The sequence below is a fragment of the Rhodoferax sp. GW821-FHT07F03 genome, from assembly GCF_059418745.1.
In genome coordinates, this window is the sequence record NZ_JBWKQM010000004.1 from 282,575 (window position 1) to 307,355 (window position 24,781).

21 protein-coding genes and 1 other RNA gene are annotated in these 24,781 nt (G+C 63.1%); 12 read left to right on the forward strand and 10 right to left on the reverse strand.

Features of this window, described 5'->3' with window-relative positions; all coding sequences use genetic code 11:
• The first annotated feature begins 5 nt into the window (after window positions 1-5).
• The 3 genes from AC07R0_RS07745 (at window position 6) to AC07R0_RS07755 (ending at window position 3,415) form a co-directional block, all read left to right on the forward strand.
• Window positions 6-1,214, forward strand: coding sequence for an acetyl-CoA C-acyltransferase (locus AC07R0_RS07745; RefSeq protein WP_315236621.1), 1,209 nt, complete (start codon window positions 6-8; stop codon window positions 1,212-1,214).
• Window positions 1,215-1,470: 256 nt separating this feature from the next.
• Entirely contained in the window at window positions 1,471-2,235 is a 765-nt protein-coding gene (locus tag AC07R0_RS07750; protein WP_495104384.1) for an enoyl-CoA hydratase, read from the forward strand.
• A gap of 172 nt (window positions 2,236-2,407) precedes the next feature.
• Window positions 2,408-3,415, forward strand: coding sequence for a Bug family tripartite tricarboxylate transporter substrate binding protein (locus AC07R0_RS07755; protein ID WP_495104385.1), 1,008 nt, complete (start codon window positions 2,408-2,410; stop codon window positions 3,413-3,415).
• An 18-nt stretch (window positions 3,416-3,433) separates the two neighbouring features.
• On the opposite strand, the gene gph is transcribed toward AC07R0_RS07755, so the two are convergent.
• The 10 genes from gph to cysK all read right to left on the reverse strand — a co-directional run bounded on the left by gph (window position 3,434) and on the right by cysK (window position 15,898).
• Entirely contained in the window at window positions 3,434-4,138 is a 705-nt protein-coding gene (gene gph, locus AC07R0_RS07760) for a phosphoglycolate phosphatase (RefSeq protein ID WP_495104386.1), read from the reverse strand.
• A 64-nt stretch (window positions 4,139-4,202) separates the two neighbouring features.
• A complete protein-coding gene (locus AC07R0_RS07765; protein WP_495074107.1) occupies window positions 4,203-4,922 on the reverse strand; it encodes a FadR/GntR family transcriptional regulator in 720 nt (239 codons plus the stop codon).
• Between the two features lie 43 nt (window positions 4,923-4,965).
• The gene (arfA, locus tag AC07R0_RS07770) at window positions 4,966-6,486 is read right to left on the reverse strand and encodes an arabinosylfuranosidase ArfA (protein WP_495104387.1); all 1,521 of its coding nucleotides are present in this window, start codon (window positions 6,484-6,486) and stop codon (window positions 4,966-4,968) included.
• A 61-nt stretch (window positions 6,487-6,547) separates the two neighbouring features.
• Window positions 6,548-7,879: an extracellular solute-binding protein gene (locus tag AC07R0_RS07775; RefSeq protein ID WP_495104388.1), complete on the reverse strand. Its 1,332-nt coding sequence runs from the start codon at window positions 7,877-7,879 to the stop codon at window positions 6,548-6,550.
• 87 nt (window positions 7,880-7,966) lie between these two features.
• The gene (locus AC07R0_RS07780; RefSeq protein WP_495074104.1) at window positions 7,967-8,803 is read right to left on the reverse strand and encodes a carbohydrate ABC transporter permease; all 837 of its coding nucleotides are present in this window, start codon (window positions 8,801-8,803) and stop codon (window positions 7,967-7,969) included.
• 252 nt (window positions 8,804-9,055) lie between these two features.
• The gene (locus AC07R0_RS07785) at window positions 9,056-9,931 is read right to left on the reverse strand and encodes a carbohydrate ABC transporter permease (protein WP_495104389.1); all 876 of its coding nucleotides are present in this window, start codon (window positions 9,929-9,931) and stop codon (window positions 9,056-9,058) included.
• A gap of 8 nt (window positions 9,932-9,939) precedes the next feature.
• On the reverse strand, window positions 9,940-11,025 hold the full coding sequence (locus AC07R0_RS07790; RefSeq protein WP_495104390.1) for an ABC transporter ATP-binding protein: 1,086 nt from the start codon (window positions 11,023-11,025) through the stop codon (window positions 9,940-9,942).
• Between the two features lie 200 nt (window positions 11,026-11,225).
• Window positions 11,226-11,867, reverse strand: coding sequence for a DNA oxidative demethylase AlkB (gene alkB / locus AC07R0_RS07795; RefSeq protein WP_495104391.1), 642 nt, complete (start codon window positions 11,865-11,867; stop codon window positions 11,226-11,228).
• 9 nt (window positions 11,868-11,876) lie between these two features.
• Window positions 11,877-14,846, reverse strand: a complete 2,970-nt coding sequence (locus tag AC07R0_RS07800; protein WP_495104445.1) for a transglycosylase domain-containing protein — start codon at window positions 14,844-14,846, stop codon at window positions 11,877-11,879.
• A gap of 134 nt (window positions 14,847-14,980) precedes the next feature.
• The gene (cysK, locus tag AC07R0_RS07805; RefSeq protein ID WP_495104392.1) at window positions 14,981-15,898 is read right to left on the reverse strand and encodes a cysteine synthase A; all 918 of its coding nucleotides are present in this window, start codon (window positions 15,896-15,898) and stop codon (window positions 14,981-14,983) included.
• A gap of 77 nt (window positions 15,899-15,975) precedes the next feature.
• On the opposite strand from cysK, the gene rnpB reads away from it, so the two are divergent.
• The 9 genes from rnpB (at window position 15,976) to hslV (ending at window position 24,755) form a co-directional block, all read left to right on the forward strand.
• An RNA gene (gene rnpB, locus AC07R0_RS07810) (RNase P RNA component class A) lies at window positions 15,976-16,413 on the forward strand.
• Window positions 16,414-16,558: 145 nt separating this feature from the next.
• Window positions 16,559-17,428, forward strand: coding sequence for a diaminopimelate epimerase (gene dapF / locus AC07R0_RS07815; RefSeq protein ID WP_495104393.1), 870 nt, complete (start codon window positions 16,559-16,561; stop codon window positions 17,426-17,428).
• Between the two features lie 15 nt (window positions 17,429-17,443).
• Window positions 17,444-18,127 (forward strand): DUF484 family protein, encoded by a 684-nt coding sequence (locus tag AC07R0_RS07820; RefSeq protein ID WP_495074098.1) that lies wholly within the window; start codon window positions 17,444-17,446, stop codon window positions 18,125-18,127.
• A gap of 5 nt (window positions 18,128-18,132) precedes the next feature.
• The gene (locus tag AC07R0_RS07825; RefSeq protein WP_495104394.1) at window positions 18,133-19,077 is read left to right on the forward strand and encodes a tyrosine-type recombinase/integrase; all 945 of its coding nucleotides are present in this window, start codon (window positions 18,133-18,135) and stop codon (window positions 19,075-19,077) included.
• A gap of 38 nt (window positions 19,078-19,115) precedes the next feature.
• The gene (locus AC07R0_RS07830) at window positions 19,116-20,312 is read left to right on the forward strand and encodes a class I SAM-dependent rRNA methyltransferase (protein WP_495104395.1); all 1,197 of its coding nucleotides are present in this window, start codon (window positions 19,116-19,118) and stop codon (window positions 20,310-20,312) included.
• A 109-nt stretch (window positions 20,313-20,421) separates the two neighbouring features.
• Complete coding sequence (locus tag AC07R0_RS07835; protein ID WP_495104396.1) at window positions 20,422-21,480, forward strand: CobW family GTP-binding protein; 1,059 nt, start codon at window positions 20,422-20,424, stop codon at window positions 21,478-21,480.
• A 277-nt stretch (window positions 21,481-21,757) separates the two neighbouring features.
• Window positions 21,758-22,369 (forward strand): RNA polymerase-binding protein DksA, encoded by a 612-nt coding sequence (gene dksA / locus AC07R0_RS07840; RefSeq protein WP_495074094.1) that lies wholly within the window; start codon window positions 21,758-21,760, stop codon window positions 22,367-22,369.
• Between the two features lie 46 nt (window positions 22,370-22,415).
• Entirely contained in the window at window positions 22,416-24,146 is a 1,731-nt protein-coding gene (locus AC07R0_RS07845; RefSeq protein WP_495104397.1) for an STAS domain-containing protein, read from the forward strand.
• A gap of 63 nt (window positions 24,147-24,209) precedes the next feature.
• A complete protein-coding gene (gene hslV / locus AC07R0_RS07850; RefSeq protein ID WP_490591112.1) occupies window positions 24,210-24,755 on the forward strand; it encodes an ATP-dependent protease subunit HslV in 546 nt (181 codons plus the stop codon).
• The last annotated feature ends 26 nt before the right edge of the window (window positions 24,756-24,781 follow it).

Below are 24,781 nucleotides of genomic sequence, written 5' to 3' on the forward strand. Positions count from 1 at the left end.
CGAATATGAGCAAGCAAATCCAAGACGCCTACATCGTCGCCGCCACCCGCACGCCGATCGGCCGTTCGCACAAAGGCTATCTGCGCAATACCCGACCCGATGAGCTGCTGGCCACCACGCTGCGCGCGGCCCTGGCCCAGGTGCCGGGCCTCGACCCGGCGACCATTGAAGACGTGATCTGCGGCTGCGCCATCCCCGAAGCCCAGCAGGGTCTGAACGTGGCGCGCATTGGCGCGGTGCTGGCCGGCCTGCCGAATTCGGTGGGCGGCATCACCGTGAACCGATTCTGCGCCTCGGGCATCAGCGCGGTGCAGATGGCGGCCGACCGCATCCGCGTCGGCGAGGCCGATGTGATGTTTGCCGCCGGCGTCGAGAGCATGAGCATGGTGCCGATGATGGGCAACGGGCCCAGCCTGTCGCCGAACATCTTCACGAACACCGATGACGTGGACAACTACGGCATCGCCTACGGCATGGGGCTGACGGCCGAGAAGGTGGCGCAGCAGTGGAAGATCAGCCGCAGCGCGCAAGACGAGTTCGCCTATGCATCGCACATGAAAGCCCTGGCGGCGATGAAGGCCGGCGCCTTTACCGACGAGATCACCCCGATCACGGTGGACGACCGCAGCGTCGATCTGGACAGCGCCAAGGTCACGGTGACCCAGCGTACCGTCAATCTGGACGAAGGCGTGCGCCCCGAAACCACGGTGGAAGGACTGGGCAAGCTGAAGACGGTGTTCTCGGCGCGCGGCTCGGTCACGGCCGGCAACAGCTCGCAGACCTCCGACGGCGCCGGCGCTCTGATCCTGGCCAGCGAGTCGGCCATCAAGCGCTTCGGCCTGACGCCGCTGGCGCGCTTCGTCAGCTTTGCCAGCAAAGGCGTGCCGCCGCACATCATGGGCATAGGCCCGATAGAGGCGATTCCCGCCGCGCTGCGCTACGCCGGCCTGCAGCACCAGGACATCGACTGGTTTGAGCTGAACGAAGCCTTCGCGGCGCAATCACTGGCCGTCATCAACACCCTGGGCCTGGACCCGTCCAAGGTGAACCCGATGGGCGGCGCGATTGCGCTCGGCCACCCGCTGGGCGCCACCGGTGCCATCCGCGCGGCGACCGTGATCCACGCACTGCGCCGCAACAACCTGAAGTACGGCATGGTGACCATGTGCGTCGGCATGGGCCAGGGCGCAGCTGGTATCTTCGAGAGAGTTTAATAGGCTCACCCCAGGCTACAGTGCTGCGCACTTTCCGCCAACCCCTCTCGCATCGGTTTGAAAAACCGATGCGACACGCAGGGGGCGAACCCTGTGGCCTGGCGGAGCCAGTTCCACGGGTTCTCTGGAAGGGGCGGCTACTGTGCGGGTTTAAGTCTTTTAGGCCGCTGGCGCTTATTCCAATTGTGCAAGCAGCTATTTAAATGATAGTGACATTGCGGTTGTTAACATCCGCATTTTTCTACCGAGTGACCCCATGACTGACATCCTCACCCACACCGAAGACGGCATCCTGACCATCACGCTGAATCGCGTGGCCAAGAAGAATTCGCTGACTTCGGTGATGTACGCCGCCATCGCCGATGCGCTGGAAGGCGCTGCAGCCGACGCCAGTGTGCGCGTGGCCGTCATCCAGGGCCACGAAACCATCTTCTCGGCTGGTAACGACATTGGTGATTTTTTGAATGCACCAGCGCCTACAGCAGAGTCACCGGTGATCCGCTTTCTGCGCGTTATCAGCACATTTCCCAAGCCGCTGGTGGCCGCTGTGTGCGGCGCAGCGGTGGGCGTGGGCACCACCATGCTGTTGCATTGCGATCTGGTCTATGCAGGGGATAACGCTGCGTTTTCGCTCCCGTTCGTCAACCTGGGTTTGTGCCCTGAGGCCGGCTCCAGCTACCTGCTGCCGCGTCTCATGGGTCACCAGCGTGCCGCAGAGGCATTGCTGCTGGGCGACCCGTTCACCGCAGAGACGGCGCTGGAGGTGGGCTTGATCAACCGCATCGTGCCGCCCGCCGAGGTACATGCGCTGGCACATCGGCAGGCCTTGCGCCTGGCAGCCAAGCCGCTGGCGTCCTTGGTCACCAGCAAGCGCTTGATGAAGCAGGAATTGGCCGCACCGGTAGCCGAGCGCATGGCCGAGGAAATCAGCATCTTCGGCAAGATGCTGCGTGAGCCGGCGGCCAAGGAGGCGTTGACGGCTTTCATGGAGAACCGCAAGCCCGATTTCAGCAACTGCTGAGCTGCGAATGTATAAGAAATACGACCCTGGCGCAGGCAATGCCTTTGCTGATAGCTATAAATAAAATAGCATTTGGGGTTTGTTAAGCTTCCGTTGCCCGGTTGACGCGGGCTTTGATGTCGCCTGCGGTCCACCAAGGCCGTGCCGTATTGACTAGCAACGAGAGCCAACTATGCTGAACCAGGGTATGGGTCGTAGAGGTGTTTTGTCCAAGCTGTCGGGCGCAGCCCTGGCGGCCATCGCTCCAGCGCTGTACGCGCAAACCAAAGTAGTCGCCAAAGATGCCAGCAAGCCGCTGGCTCAGCGTCTGCGTATCGTTATTCCTGCCAACGAGGGTGGCGGTTGGGACCAGACCGGCCGGGCCATAGGCGCAGCGATGGTGGCGGCTGGCGTCTGCGAGCAGGTGGACTACGAGAACTTGGGTGGCAAGGGCGGCACCATCGGCTTGGCCGCGTATGCCCAGCGCTACAGCCAGGACCCGAATGCATTGATGGTGGGCGGTGCCGTGATGGTGGGCGCCGTAGCCCTGCAGCGGCCTGCGGTAACGTTGGCCCAGGTCCAGCCGCTGGCCCGCTTGACTGGCGACTACTTGGTGCTGGTGGTCAAGGCAGACTCTCCGATACGCTCGGTGACCGACCTGGTTGCCATGGTGAAGGCCGACCCCAAGCAGGTACCGTTTACCGGCGGGTCCGCTGGCGGCATCGACCATATTTTTGCCGGTTTGTTTGTGCGGGCCGCTGGGGCGCCGGTGGTCGATATGGTGTACCTGCCGTTCACCAGTGGAGTGCAGTCGGCCGAGGCTGTGTTGTCGGGTAAGGCGGTGGCTGGCGTGTCGGGGTATAGCGAGTTCGCCGACCTGCTGGCCAGCGGCAAGCTGCGGGCGATCGGTGTGTCGGCGCGCAAGCCGATGTTTGGCATTCCCGCTATCCGCGACCAAAAGGTGGATGCCGTCATGTCCAATTGGCGTGGCCTGTTTGTGGGCAGCGGCGTGCTGCCAGCACGGGTGGCGGAGTTGCTGGCGGGGGTTAAAAATGCGACTGCACATGCAAGCTGGCAGAAAGCACTGAAGCAGAACCGCTGGGAGTCCAGCTGGCTGGATGGCGCCGATCTGCGCAGCTTCATAGAGATCGACCAGACTACCGCCTCGGCCATCATCTACATGCTGAAGCTCAAAGCCTGAGCATGGCGGGCGCTGACGCTACAGCGTGAGCTCGGCGAGCGAGTCCAGCAGGCCGTCACAGTCCACTGCCTCTACCGGCTCGCCGTGGTTGTAGCCGTAGCGCACCAGCAGCACCGGGCAGCCGGCGGCGCGCGCGGCCTGCGCATCGTTTTGCGAGTCACCCAGTATCAGCGTGTGCTGGGGCAGCGTGCCCAGGGCTTCGCAGGTTTTTTGCAGGGGCAGCGGGTCGGGCTTTTTGCGCTCAAACGCATCGCCGCCAAATACGTGGCTGAAGAAGCCGTCCAGGCCCTTGGCCTGCAGCAGGGGCAGGGCGAAAGCGGTGGGCTTGTTGGTCAGGCAGGCCAGCTTCCAGCCCCTGCCTTGCAGGGCCCGTAAGCCCTCCAGCACACCGGGGTAAACCTGCGAAAACTGCCCGTTGATGGCCAGGTAGTGGTGTTGGTAACGTGTCCAGGCCAGCGCGTAGAGTGCTTCTATATTGATAGCTTCGGGTGCAGGTGGTGTCTGCGCTAGAGCATGATTGAGTACGGAGTGCAACAGATGTTCCGTACCCTTGCCTACCATGGTTTCTATGGTCTGCGGCGTGATGGCGGGCAGGTCCAGATCGGCCAGCATGCCGTTCAGGGCCGCAGCGAAGTCAGCCAGGGTGTCCACCATGGTGCCGTCCAGGTCCACGATGGCTGCCTGTATCAAAGTTTGCTTTGACTGGATGGTGTTTAGAAGCATGTCATGGGGTCCGAAAAATACAGCGATTTTCGACCATTCAACGCCTCAAAGTTCCGCCTGCCGGCTAGGGCTGGACGGTATACGGCAGCAGCCGGGCCTGTGATGCCGACAGCAGCGCCGTCATGGCGGCGGCTGCGGCGTCTGGTTCGTGGGCCAGGATGTGGCGATGTACGTCGGCGTGCAGTGCCAGGTCTTCGCTGGGACGGGTGGCATGGCGCAGCAGCATTTCGGACGACACCCTTAGCGCGGTTTTAATGCCGTTGCCTATGGTGATGAACATGCCGTTGCGCGACACCTCGATGATGGTCATGTGGAAGGCCAGGTCGGCCTCGGCGGCGGCGCGCACCTCGTTGCTGGTGTAGGCCTCGGCCAACTCGCGGTAGCGGCGGTCCAGCAGTTGCATGTCGGCGGCATTGCCTGCGCGGGCGGCGAGAAAGCAGGCGCGCGGCTCAAAGCACAGCCGCATCTCGTAGATGTCTTCGATGATCTTGCTGTCGAACTGCGCGTGCAGGCGCCAGGCCAGCACGTCGCGGTCCAGCAGGTTCCAGTCGGCAAAGGGCAGCACGCGGGTGCCGATCTTGGGCGACACGTCGATCAGCCGCTTGCTGGACAGCTGCTTGATGGCTTCGCGCACGGTGGTGCGGCTGACGCCGTAGGCACTGCACAGCTCGCTTTCCACCGGCAGTGCGTCGCCCGGTAAGAACTCTCCGCCGACGACGCGCATGCCAATGATTTTTGCGACCTGTGCGGTCATCGTGCCCACCAGTGGTTCACGTTCGAACATGCGTTTTCCTTGTGCGGCAAGGGGCACGGGGGCCCCTGCCTCTTTAAATACGACCGATGGCGGTGGTGACGATCACGTTCCACGAGCCGGGTTGCAGCTCCGCCAGAATGGTTTCACCGTCTACCTGTACGTTCGGATTATTCTCCGGCACCACGGTGTTGGGGGCATCCTTGGTGTTGGTGGCCTTCATATTGCTGTGGTGCAGGGCCAGCGCATGGTCCAGCGTGCGCGACGTGCCCAGGCCGCGCAGCTCGACGCGCAGCTGCATGGTTTCGGTCAGATGGCGGTTCAGCGCGAACACGGTGGTGGTGCCGGTGCTTTCGTCGTCCACCACGCAGGCGCAGAGGTAGGGGATTTCCGGGTGGCTCTTGGCTTCGTAGCTGGGCGACTCGATCACCGGGCGCAGCACCTTGCCGTGGGCAAAGCGGGTGGCCTGGGCGAAGGGGTAGAAGATGGTTTGGCGCCAGGCCGGGCCACCGGGCTCGGTCATGATGGGGCCGATCACGTTCACTAGCTGCGCCAGGCAGGCGGCCTTGACTCGGTCGGCGTTGTTCATCATCACGATGAGCGCGCCGCCGACCACCAGGGCGTCTTCGGTGTTGTAGATTTCTTCCAGCAGGCGTGGGGCTTGCGGCCAGCCGGGCTTGCGCAGGTCGTTGATCGAGCGGGCCTTGTACCAGACGTTCCATTCGTCGAAGGACAGCATGATGCGCTTGGTTGAATGCTTGCGCGCGGCCACGCCATCGGCCACGGCGACGATCTCCTTGATAGATACATCCATCTGCTCGATGCAGCCAAAGAACTCGGGCGTGGAGTCGCCGCGGTTTTCGAAATAGGTGTGCAGCGAGATGAAGTCCACGTCGTCAAAGCAGTGCTCCAGCACCGTGTCTTCCCACTTGCCGTAGGTCGGCATATTGTGTTGCGACGAGCCGCAGGCGGCGAGTTGGATGGTCGGGTCGACCAGGCGCATTAGCTTGGCGGTTTCATGGGCGATGCGGCCATATTCGTCGGCGGTTTTGGAGCAGATCTGCCAGGGGCCATCCATCTCGTTGCCCAGGCACCAGAACTTGATGTCGTGCGGGGCCTCTACGCCGTGCGACTTGCGCAGGTCCGACAAGGCCGTGCCACCGGGGTGGTTGCAGTATTCGAGGAATTCGCGGGCTTCGTCCGGGCCGCGCGTGCCCAGGTTGACGGCCCACATCGGTTCGATGTCGGTGGCCTTGCACCACTCCATGAATTCATTGGTGCCGAACTGGTTGGTCTCGGTGGAAGCCCAGGCCAGGTCCAGGCGCACCGGGCGGTCGGCGGCGGGGCCTACGCCGTCTTCCCAGTTGTAGCCCGAGACAAAGTTGCCGCCGGGGTAGCGCACGATGGTGGGGCCGAGTTCGCGGGTCAGCTCCATCACGTCGCCGCGGAAGCCGCGTTCGTCGGCCGTGGGGTGGCCGGGTTCGTAAATGCCGGTGTAGACCGCGCGGCCGAGGTGTTCGACGAAGGAGCCGAAGATGCGTCGGTCGAGATCGGAGACGACGAAGTCGCGGTCTACGACCAGGCGGGTGGAGATCATGGTGTGCTTCCTGTAAAAAGTGGGTGGGCTGGGGCGGGAGGCCCCAGCAAAAAGGGGTGAACTAGCGAACGCCTGCCAGCAGCTTGTTGACGCGTTCTTCGGCCGACTTCTGCACCGCATCGATCGGCTTTTTGGCGACCATCATGTTGACCATCTCTTCACCAACGATGGACTCGATCGCGCGCTGGCGCGGCACGCTGTTAGGCAGCGATACGCCGATGGAGCTGATTTCCAGGATGTTGTTGCGGAACGGCAGCTTCTTAAAGTCATCGCGCTCGGCAGCGGTTTTGTTGGCTGGCAAGTGGCCAGTGCGGGCCCACTCGTAGTCGCGGTCCCACAGGAACTTCATGAAGGTCAGCGCGGCCTTGCGGGTCTTGTCGTCCTTGGCGCCGCCTTTGAGCATCACCCAGCTATGGCCATCGGCAAATGCGGCCTTCTTGGCGTAGAGCTTGGCGAATGGCACGACCGAGTAGCCGCCTTTCAGGGGCGAATCGGCTTTTTCTGCGGCAGCGACAAAGTCGCCAATCGTCCAGGTGCCCACAATGTGCACACCCACGTCGCCGTTCACAAAGGCTTGGTTGCCCGCGCTGTAGTCCAGATTCGGTTTGATCAGGCCTTCGCTGTACAGCGTATTGGCCAGTTCCAGTGCGTTACGCACGGCTTTGGAATGCATGTCGATCTGCTTGCCGCTGGTCGGGAACAGGCTGGCGTTCTGCTGGGCCACCAGGGTGACCAGGCTGCGGAAGTTGCCGGCCACGTCGGCGGCGGGCCAGCTCAGATAGGGCTTGCCGGTGGCTTCCTTGAACTTGCGCGCCTGGGTCAGCAGCTCTTCGGGGCTTTGCGGCAGGATCACCGTGCCGTCGGCCTTGGTCAAGCCGGCCTTCTTCATCAGATTGCCGTTGATGTGCCACAGCCAGGACCAGGTGTCGAAGGGCAGGGCGTAGGCTTTGCCGCCGATGATGGTGCCGGTCTTGGCCTGCTCGCTGAACTGGTCGGTGCTGATGCCGACCGACTTGAAGCCATCGTCCAGCGGCTCCACCAGTTTGCGCGCTACGTAGTCGCCCAGCACCGACTCGTGCATCACGCTGATGGTCGGCACGTCTTTGGAGACGATGCGCGCGCTCAGCTGGTCGTAGAACGGCTGCCATTCGGCGATCTGCGGCTTGACCACAATGCCCTGCTTGTTGGTGGCGTTGAATTCATTCACCAGCGTGGTGATGATGCCGCACTCGCCCTGGGCCTTGCTGGCATCCGTCGCCTTGCCGTAGTCGGCTTCGCAGGCGCCGAAGAAGCGGGCCAGGGTGATTTCCGTTTTCTCCTGGGCGGCACACAGCGCGGCACTGCTGGCCAGAGTGACCGCTAGCAGGCGGATGGTGAGCTTTCTGAAATGCATGCTTGTCTCCTTTTTTATCCAGGCCCCACCGCAGCGGATGGCCGTTTTCCATGTGCAGCGGATCGGCGCTGCCCCGTTTGGGGTGTGTCAGCGCACGGCGGTGCCGGCGACTGCGGTGACGATGTATTTCTGGAAGAACAGGTACAGGATGAACAGTGGCAGCCCGGCAAACACCGCCTGCGACATCAGGTAGCCAATGCCTTCGCTTTGGGCAAAGTTCGATTGCGTCGAGGCCAGGCCCAGGGTGATGGTGTACATCTCGGACTTGGATGCCGACACCAGCGGCCACAGGTAGTCGTTCCACGAATTCAGGAAGGTGAAGATGCCCAGCGTGGCCTGCGCCGGTACCGATAGCGGCAGGATGATGCGCCAGAAGATCTTCAGCCTCGATGCGTTGTCCAGCAGCGCCGCCTCTTCCAGCTCCATCGGTATGCCCTTGAAATACTGGGCCATCAGGTACACCCCGAACGGTGCTGCCAGCCGCGGCAAAATCAGCGCGCTATAGGTGTTGTGCAGCTCCAGGTCGGCAAACATGCGGTGCAGCGGCACGATGATGGCCTGCTCGGGCACGGCCAGCCCGGCCAGCACGAAGGCAAACAAGATGCGCCTGCCCGGAAACGTGGTGCGGGCAAAGCCATAGCCGGCCAGCGAGGCGATCACCAGTGTCAGGAAGGTTTGGCCCAGCGACACGATGGCGCTGTTCATCAGCCAGCGGAATACCGACGAGGTGCCCAAAATATCGCTGTAGTTCTTCAAGGTGAATGGCGGTGCAAACAGCACATCGGTGCGAGCCGCCAGCACGTCATTGGGTTTGAACGACAGCATCAGAACCCACAGCAAGGGTGCAACCCACAAGCAGGCCAGCGCAATCGCAGCACCCAGCACCAGGCGGTCGCCCCAGCCTTTTCCAACCATATTTGACATTGCGGAGATCCTTTAACCTAGATGCCGTGGTTGGACACGTCCGAGTGTGCCGCTGGGGACGTGGCTGGATAGGCGCGACAACGCAGCGGGCTCATGCCCGCTAGGCGGAGCAACGAAGCCAGACGCGGCGCCAGTGGTGCAATCGGATGTGTAGCGTGGTCCACCCAAGAGGTGCACAACTAGAGAGTCACAAAATTCAATAGCCATAGGGTGTTCCATGTGATAACAAGCGGTCAACTGCGGCATCTAGGTTTAAGCGTTGCGGCGGTTCAGCCAGGCTTGCAGGCTGACGCCGAGCAGCATGAGTACGAACAGCACCTGGGCGGCGGCGGCCGAGTAGCCCAGCGCCCACTGCCGGAAGCCGGTCTCATAAATGAACTGGACGATGGGGCGCGAGGTGTTGTTCGGCCCGCCGGCCGTCATCAGATAGGACTGGCCGAACAGCTGGAATTGCTGGATGACTTCGATCACCGCCACCAGCGCCACCGTGCGCTTGATCGACGGCAGGGTGATGGACACAAAGGTGCGCCAGCGGCCGGCGTTGTCCAGCGCCGCGGCTTCGTACATCTCTTGCGGGATCTGCTGCAGCGCGGCCAGGAAGAGCATCATGGGCAGGCCAATAATCCACCACACGGTGACCAGTGCCACCGACGGCAGGGCCAGGGTCTCGCTGACCAAGGGGGCAATCGGTGCCAGGCCCATGCCCTGCATCAGGTTCGACAGCAACCCCCGGTCGGGCATCAATACCAGGCGCCACACCAGGGTGACGATGGTGACCGACAGCACCGATGACCCAAAAAAGATAGCGCGTAGCGCAGCACCGGTGCGCCCAGGACGGTTTAAAGCCAAGGCAAGCGCCAAGCCTAGTGCGACGAACACTGGCGTCGTCATGCCCACAAAGTAAAAGGTATTGCGCACCGCGCCCATGAAGATGTCGTCGTGCAGCAGGTCGGCGTAGTTCTTCAGGCCGATGAAGTCGCTGGTGTCGGCCAGCATGTCCACATCGCGCAGGCTTAGCCACCAGCCGGTGGCCAGCGGCAGTACCAGCAGCAAAACGTAGACCACCAGAAAGGGCAGCACGAACAAGGCGTTGCCCCAGTGCTTAGGCTGTTTGCGGGGTTTTTGCATGGCAGGCCTTACAGCGGCGCGTGGTGGGCCAGGCCCGCTGCGTCGAACACATGCAGGCGCGCGCTATCGATGCGCAGCGCCACGGCTTCGCCGGGAGCGGCCGCACTGTCGCGGTGGGCCTCGGCCACCACGCTGCTGCCATCGGCCAGGCCTACGTGCACCAGCGTGCGGTCGCCCAGGCGCTCCACGATGTCGATGCGGCCGGGCAGCTCGCCTTGCGGGTCTACGGTGATGGATTCGGCGCGGATGCCCAGGGTCAGCGGACCGGTCTGCGGCACGTCGGCGTCCATCAGCGTGGTGCGCAGCACACTGCCGTGGGCCAGTTGCAGGCACAGCCGGCCGTCTTGCGGGGCCATGCGCTCGGTGTCTAAGAAGTTCATCGCCGGCTGGCCAATGAAGCCCGCCACAAAGCGCGTGGCTGGGCGGCGGTAGATGTCCATGGGCGCGCCGATCTGTTCGATCTGGCCTTTGTTCATCACCACGATGCGGGTCGCCAGCGTCATCGCCTCGACCTGGTCGTGGGTGACGAACACCATGGTCGATTGCAGCCGTTGATGCAGCCGTGCCAGCTCGACCCGGGTGCGGGTGCGCAGGGCGGCGTCCAGATTCGACAGCGGTTCGTCAAACAAAAACGCGCTGGGGTTCTTGACGATGGAGCGGCCGATCGCCACCCGCTGGCGCTGCCCGCCCGACAACTGACCGGGCTTGCGTTGCAGCAGCGGCTCCAGTTCCAGCATGCGGGCGGCGTCGGTGATGCGGGTGCCGATCTCGGCTTCGGCCAGGCCGATGTTGCGCATGCCGAAGGCCATGTTGTCGTACACGCTCATGTGCGGGTACAGCGCGTAGTGCTGGAACACCATGGCCACGCCGCGCTGGCCGGGCGGCAGGTCGGTTACGTCCTTGCCCGCAATGGTGATGCTGCCGCTGGTGACAGGCTCCAGGCCGGCCATCATGCGCAGCAGGGTCGATTTGCCGCAGCCCGAGGGGCCGAGGAAGACCAGGAACTCGCCTTGCGCGATGTCCAGGCTCAGATCGTTCATCACCGCCACGTTGCCGTAGTGCTTGCTGACCCGGTTCAGTTGAATGCCTGCCACGTCTTGCCTCCAATATGTCTTTGGTATTATGAAAGACAATCATAGAGGCGGCAAAGTTGGGCTGTCAACCGCATTCGATGTTGCATCGCAGCATGGCTGCCGGCTTCGTGTGATTTGGTTTGCTATAAATTAAATAGCTTCTTCCGCAGGTGCTGCCTGCGCTGTAGCCGTATTTCGTCTATGCCGCCAGTGGCGGTGGGTCAGCCCGCTTTGCGCAGGGTCAGGTTGATGCGCTGCGCGCCCAGCAGCGGGTGTTCTGCTTGCGCCACGCGCAGCACGCCGTGGTAGCGCAGGCGGTCGGCGCCGCCCCAGACCACCACGTCGCCGTGCACCAGCGGTACGCGCAGGGTCTTGCCGACGCGGTCAAAGCCGCCCAGCAGAAAGGTGGCCGGTATACCCAGCGACACCGAGACGATGGGCGCGCTGTAGTCGCGCTCGTCCTTGTCCTGGTGCAGCGACAGGCGGGCGCCCGGCAGGTAGCGGTTGACTAGGCAGGCGTCCGGTACAAAGCCGGCGAAGCCCGCGCGCGCCGCGGCTTCTAGTGCCAGTTGCAGCAGCACCTCGGGCAGGGGCGGCCAGGGTTGGCCGGTATCGGGATCGAGCGGGCTGTAGCGGTAGCCGTGGCGGTCGTTGGTCCAGCCCAGCGCACCGCAGTTGGTCAGCGCAACCGACATGGGCTGGCCGCCCGGCGTGACCATGTGGCGGAAGGGTGCGGTGTGCTGGATCTGCTCCAGCGCAGCCAGCAGGCGGGGCACATAGGGCAGGGCCAGCCCTTGCAGCAGCTTGGCCTGCGGGGCCAGCACCAGCTCGGCTGGCGTGCCGCCAAAAAGATCGGCTTGCATGGGGAGGGCTTAGTTGCGACAGGCCAGCGCGCTGGCTGCGGGGCTGTCACCCATGCTGGACAGCAAGGTGGGCGCCAGCGACTTCAGTAGCTGGGCCGAGAGTGCGCTGGTGAAGCGGTAGTTGGCCGCATAGGGCTCGTGCACATAGGCCGTCATGGTGCCAAAGAAGCGGTCACCCAGCAGAAACACAAAAGTGGCCGAGCGGTTCACCGCGCGCGAGGACACCAGCCGCCCGCCGGGCCCATAGGTTTCAAAGCGGTGGTCGCCGGTGCCGGTTTTGCCACCGATGTCGATGCTGCTGCCATTGGCCAGCTTGAAGCCGTCGCGCAGCCGGCTGGCGGTGCCGCCGTTCACCACGTCCAGCAGCGAGCGGCGCACCACCTCGGTCAGCTCCTCGGGCAGCAGCCGCTCGGCGACGGGCGGGGCGCTTTCAAAGCGGGTGGCATAGGGTGTGCCGCTGGCGAAATCCAGGCTGTGCAGCTTGCGCAACGGCAGGCGCATGCCCTTGTTGACGATGATGCCCATCAGTTCGGCCAGGGCTGCCGGGCGGTCGCCCGAAGCGCCCAGGGCGGTGGCCAGCGACGGGGTCAGCGACTCAAAGGGGTAGCCCAACCGGCGCCAGTCCTGGGCAATTTCCTGAAAGGCCTCCAGCTCCAGCATCTGGCGTATGCGCTTATCCTGCGCCACCTTGCGGTTGCTTTTGAACAGCCAGCTGTAGACATCCTGGCGCACGCTGCTACTGGCCTGCAGGGTCTGCGCCAGCGTGGCGCCCGGCTGCTGGTGCATATAGCTGACCACCCACAGCTCCAGCGGGTGGATGCCGGCGATGTAGCCCCGGTCGGCCAGCGAAAATTTGTCCACCGCGTACTTGGCGTACAGCTCCTGCAGCTGGGCATCGGACAAGGCCATGCCGGGCAGGCGTTGGCGCATGAAGGCGGAGAACTGCGCCAGATCCGCATCGGGCTGCAGGCTGCGGAACACCGTGGCCAGCCGTGCCGGCACCGGGCGCATGGTTTGCAGCAGCAGGTCCTGGGCGGCGTCGGGCGCCAGCCCCTGGTATTTGCGGTAGAAGCGGGCCATGAACTGGCGGCCCTCCTTGTCGGCAAAGCGGGCCAGAATTTCCTGCCGTGCGGGCGAGTCTACGGCTGGCAGCGCGGCGCTGCTGGCACCCGAGCGCTGGAACTGGTAGTACTGCACCACGTCACGCATCAACCGTACAAACACCAGGTTCACCGAGTGCTGGAAGCTCTCGCGCACCGTCATCACCTTGTAGTTTTCTTCGGGTTCGAAGTTCTCAAAGCTTTGCACGCCGCCGCCGGTGACGAAGCTCTCGCCCGGGTTGCCGGAGTAGCTGCGCTCCATGGCGGCCTCCAGCATGGGGCGCAGGCTTTTGTCCTGCGCCTGGACGATGTAGGCGCGGGCCCAGCGGCTCAGAGTGTCGGTGTCGTCGCCCTTGGCGGCGGCCAGCTCCTGTGGGCCCATATCTGCATAGCGCTGGTGCAGCTCGGTGATGATTTCCAGGTAGGTGATCAGCGTGCGCAGTTTGGCGGTGGAGCCCAGGTTGAGCCGTGCGCCTTCGTTGATGTCGAAGGGCTGGTCGAAGTTGTCGGTCTGCACGCGCAGCAGGTTGGCGCCGTCGCGCTGCTCAAACAGCGTGAAGCTGAACACCAGCTTGCTCGGGTCGTCGCCGGGGCTGAGCATATTGTGGCCATACAGGCCGGCAGCCTTGGCGCTGGCGGGCTCGCTCAACTGGCGCAGCACAGTGCTGACCTCGCGCTGCACCTCGCCGTTCAAGGTGGCGCTGGCCGCCATATCAAAGCGGTCCAGGTCGTACAGGTGTTTCACCTGCAACAGGCTGGACAGGTGGCTGCGCAATGCGGTCACCGCCTTGCGTGAGACAAAGGACACCGGTGGTTCAGCGCCAGTGTCTTGCTGCAGCTTGAGCTGGATGGGCAAGGCCGCGTCCCGCAGCGCGGGCGAGATGATGCCTGCGCTGGCCAGCACGCGCAAATGGCTATCGGCCAGCTGCTGCAGCGCGGCCCGGCCCTCGCGCAGATAGTAGGAGGGCCGGCGCTGCGCAATCATCAGCGACATTGCCTGTTTGAAGGCCTCGGCCCGGCTTTGCAGCGCGGGGCCGGTTTCAGTTGCGTTGTCTTGCAGCAGCTGGTTGACCTCATTGAAATCGCGCCCGTACCAGGCCCACAGGCCGTCGCCCATGCCGTTGACTTCGCCGTAGCCGGGCTTGGCGGCCAGCGGCACGGTGTTCAGGTAGTCCACCACGGTTTGCTGGCGGAAGGCCAGGGTGTTTTCGCCGTCCAGATAGGTCTTTATGGAGGCGCTGGCCATTTGCCGCAGCTTCTCGCGTGGCGAGGCGGTGCGGCCCTCGGGCGAGTGGCGGTATTTGTCGATCTGCGTGACCAGCGTGCTGGCGCCGGGGGCTTCGTGCGACTTGTCCACTGCGTGCACGACCTGGTCGGTCAGGGCCTTGCTGAAGCGCCCCCAGTTGATGGCGGGGTTGTGTTTGGGCTGGCTGTCGTCCAGCAGGTCGCGGTCTTCGATGAACAGCAAGGTGTTCACCAGCAGCGAGGGCACGGAGCGGAAGTCCGCATAGCCGCGCTCAGGGAAGCGTTCGGCATACAGCGTTTGGGCATTGCAGTCGCGCAGGTTCAGCCCGGCCTGGTTCTTTTCTGCGTAGGGCAGCGGAAGCCCGTTGTCGGCCAGTTCGGCCATGCGTGGCGAGATACGCGCCTGCTGGGTGACGGTATAGCCGTGTGCGGTCAGGGACTGGGTGAAGGACGGAATCTGGCTATAGCCCAGGCGTTCGTCGTAGGGCCCGCTGTGTGGAAAGCGGATGGCGTCTTCGGGGCTGGGCCCCGGTTCCGGCGCAAAGCGCAGCTCTTGCCCCAACCGTGACAGATAGCGCGCCTGCAGCCGGGAGGTGTTCAGCTCATCCGCGACCAGCCAGGCCAATAGCGCCATCAATCCCAGCAGGATGGCCAGTAAGAGCAGTTTCCACCATGAACGGAGCAACAATTTTTAGACGTGGGAAATGCAACTTGGAAGCCCTATGGTAGAGGCAAATTCGGCCGCATTCCGCGTCTTTTTCATGCTGTTTATGCAGGTAGAAACCCGTCTACCGACAGGTAGCGTTCACCGGTGTCGTAATTGAAGCCCAGCACGCGTGCGCCTGCGCCCAGCTCGGGCAGCTTTTGCGCGATCGCCGCCAGCGTGGCTCCGCTGGAAATGCCCACCAGCATGCCTTCTTCGCGCGCGCTACGGCGGGCCATTTCGCGGGCTGGCTCGGCGTCTACCTGGATGGTGCCGTCCAGCAGGGACACGTCCAGGTTCTTTGGGATGAAGCCCGCGCCTATGCCCTGGATCGGGTGCGGCGAGGGCGCGCCGCCGGAGATCACCGGCGAGGCCGTGGGCTCGACCGCAAACACCTGCAGCTTGGGCCAGGCGGCCTTGAGTACGCGGGCGCAGCCGCTGATGTGGCCGCCGGTTCCGACGCCGGTGATCAGCGCGTCCAGCCCGTCGGGGAAGTCGGCCAGGATCTCCTGCGCCGTAGTGCGCACATGCACGTCGATGTTGGCGGGGTTTTCAAACTGCTGCGGCATCCAGCTGCCGGGGGTGGCGGCGACCAGCTCCTGGGCGCGGGCAATCGCGCCCTTCATGCCTTTTTCGCGCGGGGTCAGGTCGAAGCTGGCGCCGTAGGCCAGCATCAGGCGGCGCCGCTCGACGGACATGCTGTCGGGCATCACCAGCACCAGCTTGTAGCCCTTGACCGCAGCCACCATGGCCAGACCCACGCCGGTATTGCCCGAGGTGGGTTCGATGATGGTGCCGCCGGGCTGCAGCGCGCCGGATTTCTCGGCGTCTTCGACCATGCTCAGCGCGATGCGGTCCTTGATCGATCCGCCGGGGTTGCTGCGCTCGGACTTGATCCACACATTGGCACCCGGGCCAAACAGGCGCTGGATGCGTACGTGCGGGGTGTTGCCAATGGTGTGCAGGATGGTGTCGGCGCGCATGGAATGTCTTTCGATAACGTGAAAGTTGAAGCTGCAGAAAAAGAAATGCATTGTGGCACTGCGATAATGCACCCCGTGAAGCCCGCCAGACCGCCGCTGGTGCAATCTGGGAAACCAGGCACTGGAGGAACGTCCGGACTGCATAGGGCAGCGTAGCAGCTAACGGCTGTCCACCGTGAGGTGAGGATTAGAGCAACAGAGACGAGTTCGGTCAGGTCAGCCCAGCAAGGGTGGTCTGTGCGGTACCTGCGCAAGCGGGTACGCGGATGGCGCAAGCCAGACGCTCCCGGCGCAAGCCGGGAATAGCACAGCACCTCGGTCGGGCAAAGCCCGACCGAGGTGAAACGGGCAATCTCTACGCGCAGCAATACCAAGTAGGCCAACGTTGACGGGGCCCCCGGAGTTGGCGGGTAGGTAGCATTGAGCCGGCGGGGCGACCCCCGGCCCAGATTAATGGCGGTCACACGGGGGGCAACTCTCGCGCACAGAATCCGGCTTATCGGTGGGCTTCACACTTTTATAGAAGAAATAGGCCGTTGGCGCTTATTTCATAAGCGTAAATAGCTATGGATTCAATAGCATTTGCGCGCAAGCACGGTACGCAGGGCTTGAATCGCCCTGTCGCTTAAAAATCCGTGCGTCAGAGCGGATAATTCCCCCATGCACATCCCATTCACCAAAATGCAGGGCGCGGGCAACGACTTTGTGGTGCTCGATGAAACCCAGGGCCGCCTGGGGCTGAGCGCCGCCCAGTACCGCTTCCTGGCCGACCGCCACTTTGGCGTCGGCGCCGACCAAATTCTGTCCGTACGCCGTGCCAGCACACCGGGCATCGATTTCGAATACGCCATCCACAATGCAGACGGCGGCGAGGTGGAGCACTGCGGCAATGGCGCGCGCTGCTTTATGCGCTTCGTCCACAGCCGCGGACTCACCACGCAAAGCAGCGTGCGCGTGCAAACCATGGAGCGCGTGCTGCAACTGAACATGCAGGATGACGGCCGCGTCACCGTGGACATGGGCCTGCCGGTGTTCGATCTGCCGCAGATTCCGTTCGACCCGCAAGGCCTGCAGCCCGTGGCCGTGAATGATTGGCAAATATGGCCGTTGGCGCAGGTGGAATCTACGCAGGGCGCTACATTTAGCGTAGCGGTGGTGTCCATGGGCAACCCGCATGCCGTGCACCTGGTGGACGACGCCGAGGCCACGCCGGTCGCCAGTCTGGGCCCGCTGGTGCAGGCCCAGTCCTGCTTCCCGAATGGCGTGAACGTCGGCTTCCTGCAGGTGGTCAGTCGCAGCCAGGTGCGTCTGCGTGTCTATGAGCGCGGCGCCGGCGAAACCCTGGCCTGCGGCACCGGCGCCTGCGCGGCGGTGGTAGCGGGCATACGCCTGGGCTTGCTGGACGCGCGGGTGGACGTGGACACCCATGGCGGCCGCCTGACCATCGAATGGGCCGGCATGGGCCAGCCAGTGCGGATGACTGGCCCGGCCACTACGGTTTTTGACGGCTCGATCACGATTCCAGACTAATTGATTGCACCCCCTATGAACACCACCAATCCGATCACCGAAGACGACATCGCCAACTTCCTGGCCAACACGCCCGAGTTTTTCGAGCGCCATTCCCAGGTGCTGGCCTCGGTGCAGCTGTCCAGCCCGCACGGCAACCGCGCCGTCAGCCTGCAGGAGCGCCAGGCCGAGATGCTGCGCGAGAAGATCAAGGGGCTGGAGCACCGCATCATGGACATGGTGCGCCACGGCAACGAGAACGTCATCATTGCCGACAAGCTGCAGCGCTGGGCGCGCAGCCTGTTGCTGACGCGTTCGCCCGCCGATCTGCCCGAACGTATCGCGCGCGAGATCGAGGTCCAGTTTTCCGTGCCGCAGGCAGCCATCAAGGTCTGGGGCGTGGCCGATGAATACGCGCACGCCGCCTGGGCGCGCGGTGTCAGCGATGACGCGAAGATTTTTGCCTCCTCGCTTACCGCGCCGTTCTGCGGCGTGAACTCGGGGTTCGAGGCGGTCAGCTGGCTGGCCGAGCCGTCGGCTGCCATGTCGCTGGCGCTGATGCCGCTGCGTACCGGCGTGTTGAACAGCCCTAGCCCGGCTTTTGGCATGCTGGTGCTGGCCTCGCCCGACGCCCACCGTTTCGAGTCGGCCATGGGCACCGACTTCCTGGAGCGCATCGCCGAACTGGCTGGCGCCGCTTTGTCGCGCTTGCGCGCTTAATCAATATGGCAGAGGCCAGCGTACCGCCACCATTGGTCGTGCAGTACCTGGACCATGTGCGCTTTGAAAAGCGTCTGGCCGAGCGTACCGTGGCGCTGTACACGCTGGACCTGCAGAGGCTGGCGCAGGAGGCTGACAAGGCCGGCGTGGCGTTGACTGCCGTGGCACACCACCACATTCGCCGCTGGGTGGCGCAAATGCACAGCCAGGGCCGCACCGGGCGTGGCATCGCACTCATTCTGTCGGGCTGGCGCGGTTTCTATACCTGGCTGGGCCGTCAGGGCCTGGTGGCCAGCAACCCGGTGCAGGACGTACGCGCACCTAAAGCCGCTAAGCCCCTGCCTAAAGCCCTCGGCTTGAATGAGGCCGTGGGTCTGGCCGACTTTGAAAACGAGGCCGACGATCCCTGGCTTGAGGCGCGCGACGCCGCCATGGTCGAGCTGCTATACGGCGGCGGCCTGCGCGTGGGCGAGTTAACCGGACTGGACGCCAAGCCCAGCCCACAGGCGCGTGGCTGGATTGACCTGGATGCCGGCGAAGCCCATGTGCTGGGCAAGGGTAGCAAGCGGCGCAGCGTGCCGATTGGCCGAAAGGCCGTCGACGCACTGGAGCGCTGGCTGGCCCTGCGTGCCGAAGGGCAGGGCGCACAGTTCTCGCCGGCTTTGTTTCTGGGCCGCTATGGCACGCGGCTTACCGCCCAGTCGGTCTGGCAGCGCTTGCGCCGGCGCAGCCAACTGGCCGGCACCGCCACCCCGGTGCATCCGCATATGCTGCGCCATTCGTTCGCCAGCCATGTGCTGCAAAGCAGCGGCGACCTGCGCGCGGTGCAGGAGCTGTTGGGCCACGCCAATATCAGCACCACCCAGGTCTACACCCGGTTGGACTTCCAGCACCTGGCCAAGGTGTATGACGCAGCCCATCCCCGGGCGAAGCTGCCGCCGGGCAAGTAGTCGGGAGGTCTGGGCAAATAGGCCCCACAATCCCGCCCATGAAAGTTATTCGTTTACGTGAAGGCAAGGAACGCTCGCTGCAGCGCCTCCACCCCTGGATTTTTGATTCGGCCATCGCCAAAGGCGGCGGCGATGCGGGCGAAACCGTGCGCGTGGAGTCGCATGAGGGCAAGTTTCTGGGTTGGGCGGCGTTCAGCCCTACCTCCAAGATCCGCGCCCGGGTCTGGAGCTTTGACGAAACCCAGCGTATTGATGCTGCGTTTTTTGTAGCTGCTGTCGCAGCTGCTATCAGCGCCAGAGCCCGATTTGACGTAAATAGTGATGGCGTACGTCTGATCCACGGCGAATCCGACGGCCTGCCGGGCCTGATCGTTGACCGCTATGGCGACACCCTGGTGGCGCAGTTCCTGTTTGCCGGTGTGGAGCGCTGGAAGGCCGTGCTGGTCGACGCCATCCTGGCTGCCACCGGCCTGGGCAAGCTGTACGAGCGTTCCGACACCAATACCCGTTCGCTGGAAGGCCTGGAGCCCACCACCGGCTGGCTGCGCGGCGACGGCACTACCGGCCTGACCATCCAGGAGCACCAGTGGCGCCTCGGCCTGGACATTGCCGAGGGCCACAAGACCGGCTTCTATCTGGACCAGCGCGACAGCCGCAAGAAAATGGCCGATTACGCCCAGCGCCTGCAGTTTCAGCGCGTGCTGAACTGCTATTGCTATACAGGGGGCTTTACCGTGGCGGCCCTGGCCGGCATGCGGGCCGGCGGCAGCCAGGGGCATGTCACGTCCATAGATTCGTCCGGCCCGGCGCTGGAGCAGGCAGCGGCGAATGTGGCGCTGAACGGCTTTGCGGCAGACCGCGTCACCTTTATGGATGCCGATGTGAACGCCTCGCTGCGCCAGTTTGCGGCCCAGGGCCAGACTTTCGACTGCATCGTGCTGGACCCGCCCAAGTTTGCCCCCACGGCAGCCCACGCCGACCGCGCCGCCCGCGCTTATAAAGACATCAACCGGCTGGCCTTCAAGATACTGGAGCCGGGCGGCGTGCTGTTCACCTATTCGTGTTCGGGCGGCATCAACGCCGACCTGTTCCACAAGATCGTTGCCTCGGCCGGCATCGACGCCGGGGTGGACGGCTATATCAGCGAGCGCCTGGGCGGCGCCCCTGACCACCCGATGACCATCAATTTCCCCGAAGGCGAGTACCTCAAAGGCCTTGTAATTCTGAGGAAATAGCCCCATCTAAAGCCCGCCTGAATTGGCCGCTACACTCCCCACCTGTTAATTTCCACGAAATCGCGGGAGCGGCGCTGTTCCCAGTGACAAATTAGCAATGAAAGAACCCATGGCACTCATTCCCGTCACCATCCTGACCGGCTTTCTGGGCTCGGGCAAGACCACGCTGCTCAAGCGCGTGCTGACCGAGGCCCATGGCCAGAAGATCGCCGTCGTTGAAAACGAGTTTGGCGAAGAAAACATCGACAACGAGATCCTGGTCTCCGAGCCGGGTGAGCAAATCATCCAGCTGAACAACGGCTGCATCTGCTGCTCGATCCGCGAAGACCTGCGCGCCACCCTGAGCCTGCTGGCCGCCAAAAAGCGCAAGGGCCTGCTGGATTTTGAACGCGTGGTCATCGAAACCACCGGCCTGGCCGATCCTGGCCCGGTAGCCCAGACCTTTTTCATGGACGACGAGATCGCCGAAAGCTATCTGCTGGACTCGATCCTGACCCTGGTGGACGCCAAACATGCGGCAACCCAGCTGAACGACCGCCAGGAAGCCCGCCGCCAAGTGGGTTTTGCCGACCAGATCTTCATCAGCAAGACCGACCTGGTCGAGCCGGCCGAGGTCGATGCGCTGATGCACCGCCTCAAGCACATGAACCCGCGGGCGCCGCAAAAGGTCGTGCACTTCGGCGAAGTGCCCCTGAGCGAGGTGTTCGACCTGCGCGGCTTCAACCTGAATGCCAAGCTCGACATCGACCCCGACTTCCTGAAGGAAGACGATCATGACCACCATGACCATGCCGAGGGTGAGCACTGCGACCACCCCTCGCACCAGCATGACCATGGTCACGGCCATGAGGGGCACCACCATCACCATGACGACGACGTAAAAAGCTTTGTGTTCAAAGCCGATCGCCCGTTTGATCCGGCCAAGCTGGAAGATTTTCTCGGCGCTGTTGTTAATATTTACGGCCCGCGCATGTTGCGCTACAAAGGCGTCTTGAATATGCAAGGCACCGAGCGTAAAGTCATTTTCCAGGGCGTGCACCAGTTGATGGGCAGCGACCTGGGCCCAGCTTGGGCCGAAGATGAGAAGCGCAGCAGCAAAATGGTGTTTATTGGCATTGATCTGCCGAAAGACATCTTTTTGCAAGGCATGGAGCAGTGTTTGGTGTAAGGTCAATGTTGGTGAAAGGGCCCCGCTGCAGCGGGTGAATACATGATGGCTTCGTTCTTGCATGGAAATACGGCTGGCGGCTTCAAGTCTGCGGGTCAGTGCATGCGTGCGAAGCTGCATGCTCGCTTCACCACGTACCCACCCACAAAATCTAAGAAGTCAGCGGCGGTAGCAATTGCCCCGCGCCAACCGTGAGTACCCCCCCAAAGTGACAACCGCACCCAAGCCGGCGACCCCGGAAGCTACGACCGAAACGACCCAGACCGGGCCGCGGTACATGGCCATCCCAGCAAAAAGTACCCGCCCGTCCTCGCGGTTGGCCCAGCTGACCGTGCCTTCTATGGCGCCCACCGTGGCCTCCACGGCCGCCAAGTCCAGCTATATGCAGAACGCGCCAGAGCCCATGATTGCGCCGCCACCGCACGTTGCCGCCAAGAAGGACCCCAAGCTGGCCAACAACTGGAAGACAACGCCGGCCGACAAACTGACCGATGCCGAAGTCATGGCCATGCCTGACAGCGAGTACATGAACGAAAAGCAGACGGCTTTCTTCCGTCTCAAGCTGGTGGCGCTGAAGCAGGACATGCTGAACAACGCCGGTGAAACCACCGAACATTTGCGTGAAGACACGGTGGTCGTACCCGATCCAGCCGACCGCGCCACGATCGAGGAAGAGCATGCCCTGGAGTTGCGTACCCGTGACCGTGAGCGCAAGCTGCTCAAGAAGATCGAGCAGTCCATCAACCGTATTGATGCCGGTGACTATGGCTATTGCGATGAAACCGGCGAGCCTATCGGCGTTGGTCGCTTGCTGGCTCGTCCTACCGCCACGCTGTCGCTGGAAGCCCAGCAGCGTCGCGAGCTCAAGCAGAAGATGTTCGGCGATTGAGCATATTGCTGTTTCACTCTGATTCCCCGGTCGTACCAGGTTAGCCATGCCCCCTAACGAACCTTCTGGTTTGCTGTCCAAGGTCGTCAAGTTCGTTCGTAACCCGACGACGAACTGGTCCGACCTTGACCAGCCGGAGACGGACAAGGAAAGCCAGTACAGCAAGCAGATGCTCAAGGAAATGATTGAGCGCAAGCGCCGCAATGACTTTGTGCGGCGCCGTGAGTTTGACCAGCTGCGTAAGTTGCGCCAGAACGAAGCCCAGCCGCAGGCGGCGGATGCGGCGGAGCGGCCTTCTTTCTTTCAGAGCAGCATGCAGTCCATCCAGTCCAAGCTGGATGACCGCGCGGGTACGATCAAGAAGATCGATGAGATTGAAGAGCAGATGTCGCGCCAATGGTGGAAAGCCAAGGATGCAACGGGCGGCAAGTCTGCCGTGCCCTTGTCGTCTCGGGCGGGGCTGCTGCCAGCCGAGTCTGTGCCGGCAGCGGGTACTGCCACTTCTTTTGCTCCGACGGTGCCATCTCCCTTGTCCCCCACGGTGGCCTCCACGGCGTTTGCACCGACCGAGGTTGCTCCGCTGCGGGAAAATACGCCGCCTACTGAGCCCATGGTGGATATGCTGGCGGCGCTGGATACCCAGATCAATTTTTCCGTTGACGCACAGGGTGCTGGCGGTTTGGACGACGTGGATTTTGTGCATATCCCCGAGCTGGACGAGGCGGCAATCCGGTTTGCCAACGGAGATGTGGATGCGGTAGAGGCCCTCATCCAGGCTTTGCTGCGGGCCGAGCATGGCGCGGACGGCAACTCCGAACTCTGGGCCACCTTGTTTGACTTTTACCGCGCGACCGATCGGGCTGATCGGTTTGACGTTGCGGGCATTGATTACGCGACCCGGTTTGGCCGCTCTGCGCCCAACTGGTTTTCCATTCCAGAGCAGGCGGGGCGCTGGGGAACTGCCAGTACGCCGGCGGCGCAGGCGGACAATGATTTCAACTGGACCAGTCCCAGTGTGCTGGGTGCTACCACGGTGGCGAATCTGCGACTTGCGTTGCAGCGCGGTGCGCCATCCAGGTTGCAGATCGATTGGTCCCATTTGGTTTCTATCGATGGAGCGGCGCTGGAGGGGCTGAATGCCCTGATGGACGGCTGGACGCACCAGGTCGTGCGCCTGAGTTTTTTGCGTATCGATCGCCTGGAAGCCGTGGTGCAGAGCCAAGCCCGAACGGGGGATGCGGGCGTCAACCAGGCCTGGTGGCGTTTGCGGCTGGATTTGCTGCGTATTTTGCGCAACCACGATGCATTTGACATGGTTGCGCTGGAGTACTGCATCACCTACGAGGTGTCTCCGCCCTCATGGCAGGATGTGCGATGTTCCTGCGTGGTTTTGTCCGCGCCCGATGAGGAGGCCGTACCCGGCGCCCCGTTATCCCGTCAACCAGCTGACTCCATGTTCAAACATACCGATATGGGAGTATCCGACTCCATTCAGGGCATGCAGCACACGGGCTTAAGCGGCGTGGTGGAGGGCGATGCAGCAGAGATATTGGCCAGGGTAGACGTTTGGGCGGATGGCGCCGCCACTGTGGTCGTGCCTTGTGACTATTTGGTTCGCATTGATTTTTCGGCGGCCGGTTCTGTACTGAACTGGGCTGCGCTTCACCATGCTGCAGGGCGCAGCGTGCGTTTTACCGGCCTGCACAGACTGGCTGCGATTTTCTTCAACATTGTCGGCATCAATGAACATGCCAAGGTGATTCCGCGCAGGAATTGAGCCTTGGCTGCCGGCACAATCGGGCCAGCAGCATGGATGGCGCTCACCTCTTATTTGGATCCTATGGAGCAGTTTCACGGTACCACCATCCTCAGTGTGCGGCGTAAAACCCCGACCGGTATGCAGGTTGCGATTGGCGGGGATGGCCAGGTCACGCTGGGCAATATCGTGGTCAAGGGTACGGCGCGCAAGGTGCGCAAATTGCACCATGACCGGGTGCTGGCTGGTTTTGCCGGTGCTACGGCGGACGCATTCACGCTGTTTGAACGGTTTGAGGGCAAGTTGGAAAAGCACCAGGGCCACTTGGTGCGTGCGGCCATCGAGCTGACCAAGGATTGGCGTACCGACCGCGTGCTGCGCCGCCTGGAGGCCATGCTGGCGGTGGCAGATAGTACGGCTTCGCTGATCATCACGGGCAATGGCGATGTGCTGGAGCCGGAAAATGGCATTGTGGCTATCGGGTCGGGCGGTGCCTTTGCACAGTCTGCCGCCAAGGCCTTGCTGGACAACACCGATTTGTCTGCCCAGGAGATCGTCAAAAAGTCGCTGGAAATCGCCGGCGAACTGTGCATCTACACCAATATGCACCACACCATTGAAGTCCTTTGAGTTTGCGCGTCAGCCGCAGCCATTGT

What these genes read in the sequence shown, in the direction of transcription:
- dapF (WP_495104393.1), top strand. Translation starts at nt 16,559, where the DNA reads ATGCACATCCCATTCACCAAAATGCAGGGCGCGGGCAACGACTTTGTG.
- dksA (WP_495074094.1), top strand. Translation starts at nt 21,758, where the DNA reads ATGGCCATCCCAGCAAAAAGTACCCGCCCGTCCTCGCGGTTGGCCCAG.
- AC07R0_RS07825 (WP_495104394.1), top strand. Translation starts at nt 18,133, where the DNA reads ATGGCAGAGGCCAGCGTACCGCCACCATTGGTCGTGCAGTACCTGGAC.
- AC07R0_RS07820 (WP_495074098.1), top strand. Translation starts at nt 17,444, where the DNA reads ATGAACACCACCAATCCGATCACCGAAGACGACATCGCCAACTTCCTG.
- AC07R0_RS07835 (WP_495104396.1), top strand. Translation starts at nt 20,422, where the DNA reads ATGGCACTCATTCCCGTCACCATCCTGACCGGCTTTCTGGGCTCGGGC.
- cysK (WP_495104392.1), bottom strand. Translation starts at nt 15,898, where the DNA reads ATGCGCGCCGACACCATCCTGCACACCATTGGCAACACCCCGCACGTA.
- AC07R0_RS07830 (WP_495104395.1), top strand. Translation starts at nt 19,116, where the DNA reads ATGAAAGTTATTCGTTTACGTGAAGGCAAGGAACGCTCGCTGCAGCGC.
- AC07R0_RS07765 (WP_495074107.1), bottom strand. Translation starts at nt 4,922, where the DNA reads ATGTTCGAACGTGAACCACTGGTGGGCACGATGACCGCACAGGTCGCA.
- AC07R0_RS07800 (WP_495104445.1), bottom strand. Translation starts at nt 14,846, where the DNA reads ATGGCGCTATTGGCCTGGCTGGTCGCGGATGAGCTGAACACCTCCCGG.
- AC07R0_RS07775 (WP_495104388.1), bottom strand. Translation starts at nt 7,879, where the DNA reads ATGCATTTCAGAAAGCTCACCATCCGCCTGCTAGCGGTCACTCTGGCC.
- AC07R0_RS07845 (WP_495104397.1), top strand. Translation starts at nt 22,416, where the DNA reads ATGCCCCCTAACGAACCTTCTGGTTTGCTGTCCAAGGTCGTCAAGTTC.
- AC07R0_RS07780 (WP_495074104.1), bottom strand. Translation starts at nt 8,803, where the DNA reads ATGTCAAATATGGTTGGAAAAGGCTGGGGCGACCGCCTGGTGCTGGGT.
- AC07R0_RS07755 (WP_495104385.1), top strand. Translation starts at nt 2,408, where the DNA reads ATGCTGAACCAGGGTATGGGTCGTAGAGGTGTTTTGTCCAAGCTGTCG.
- AC07R0_RS07785 (WP_495104389.1), bottom strand. Translation starts at nt 9,931, where the DNA reads ATGCAAAAACCCCGCAAACAGCCTAAGCACTGGGGCAACGCCTTGTTC.
- hslV (WP_490591112.1), top strand. Translation starts at nt 24,210, where the DNA reads ATGGAGCAGTTTCACGGTACCACCATCCTCAGTGTGCGGCGTAAAACC.
- gph (WP_495104386.1), bottom strand. Translation starts at nt 4,138, where the DNA reads ATGCTTCTAAACACCATCCAGTCAAAGCAAACTTTGATACAGGCAGCC.
- arfA (WP_495104387.1), bottom strand. Translation starts at nt 6,486, where the DNA reads ATGATCTCCACCCGCCTGGTCGTAGACCGCGACTTCGTCGTCTCCGAT.
- alkB (WP_495104391.1), bottom strand. Translation starts at nt 11,867, where the DNA reads ATGCAAGCCGATCTTTTTGGCGGCACGCCAGCCGAGCTGGTGCTGGCC.
- AC07R0_RS07745 (WP_315236621.1), top strand. Translation starts at nt 6, where the DNA reads ATGAGCAAGCAAATCCAAGACGCCTACATCGTCGCCGCCACCCGCACG.
- AC07R0_RS07750 (WP_495104384.1), top strand. Translation starts at nt 1,471, where the DNA reads ATGACTGACATCCTCACCCACACCGAAGACGGCATCCTGACCATCACG.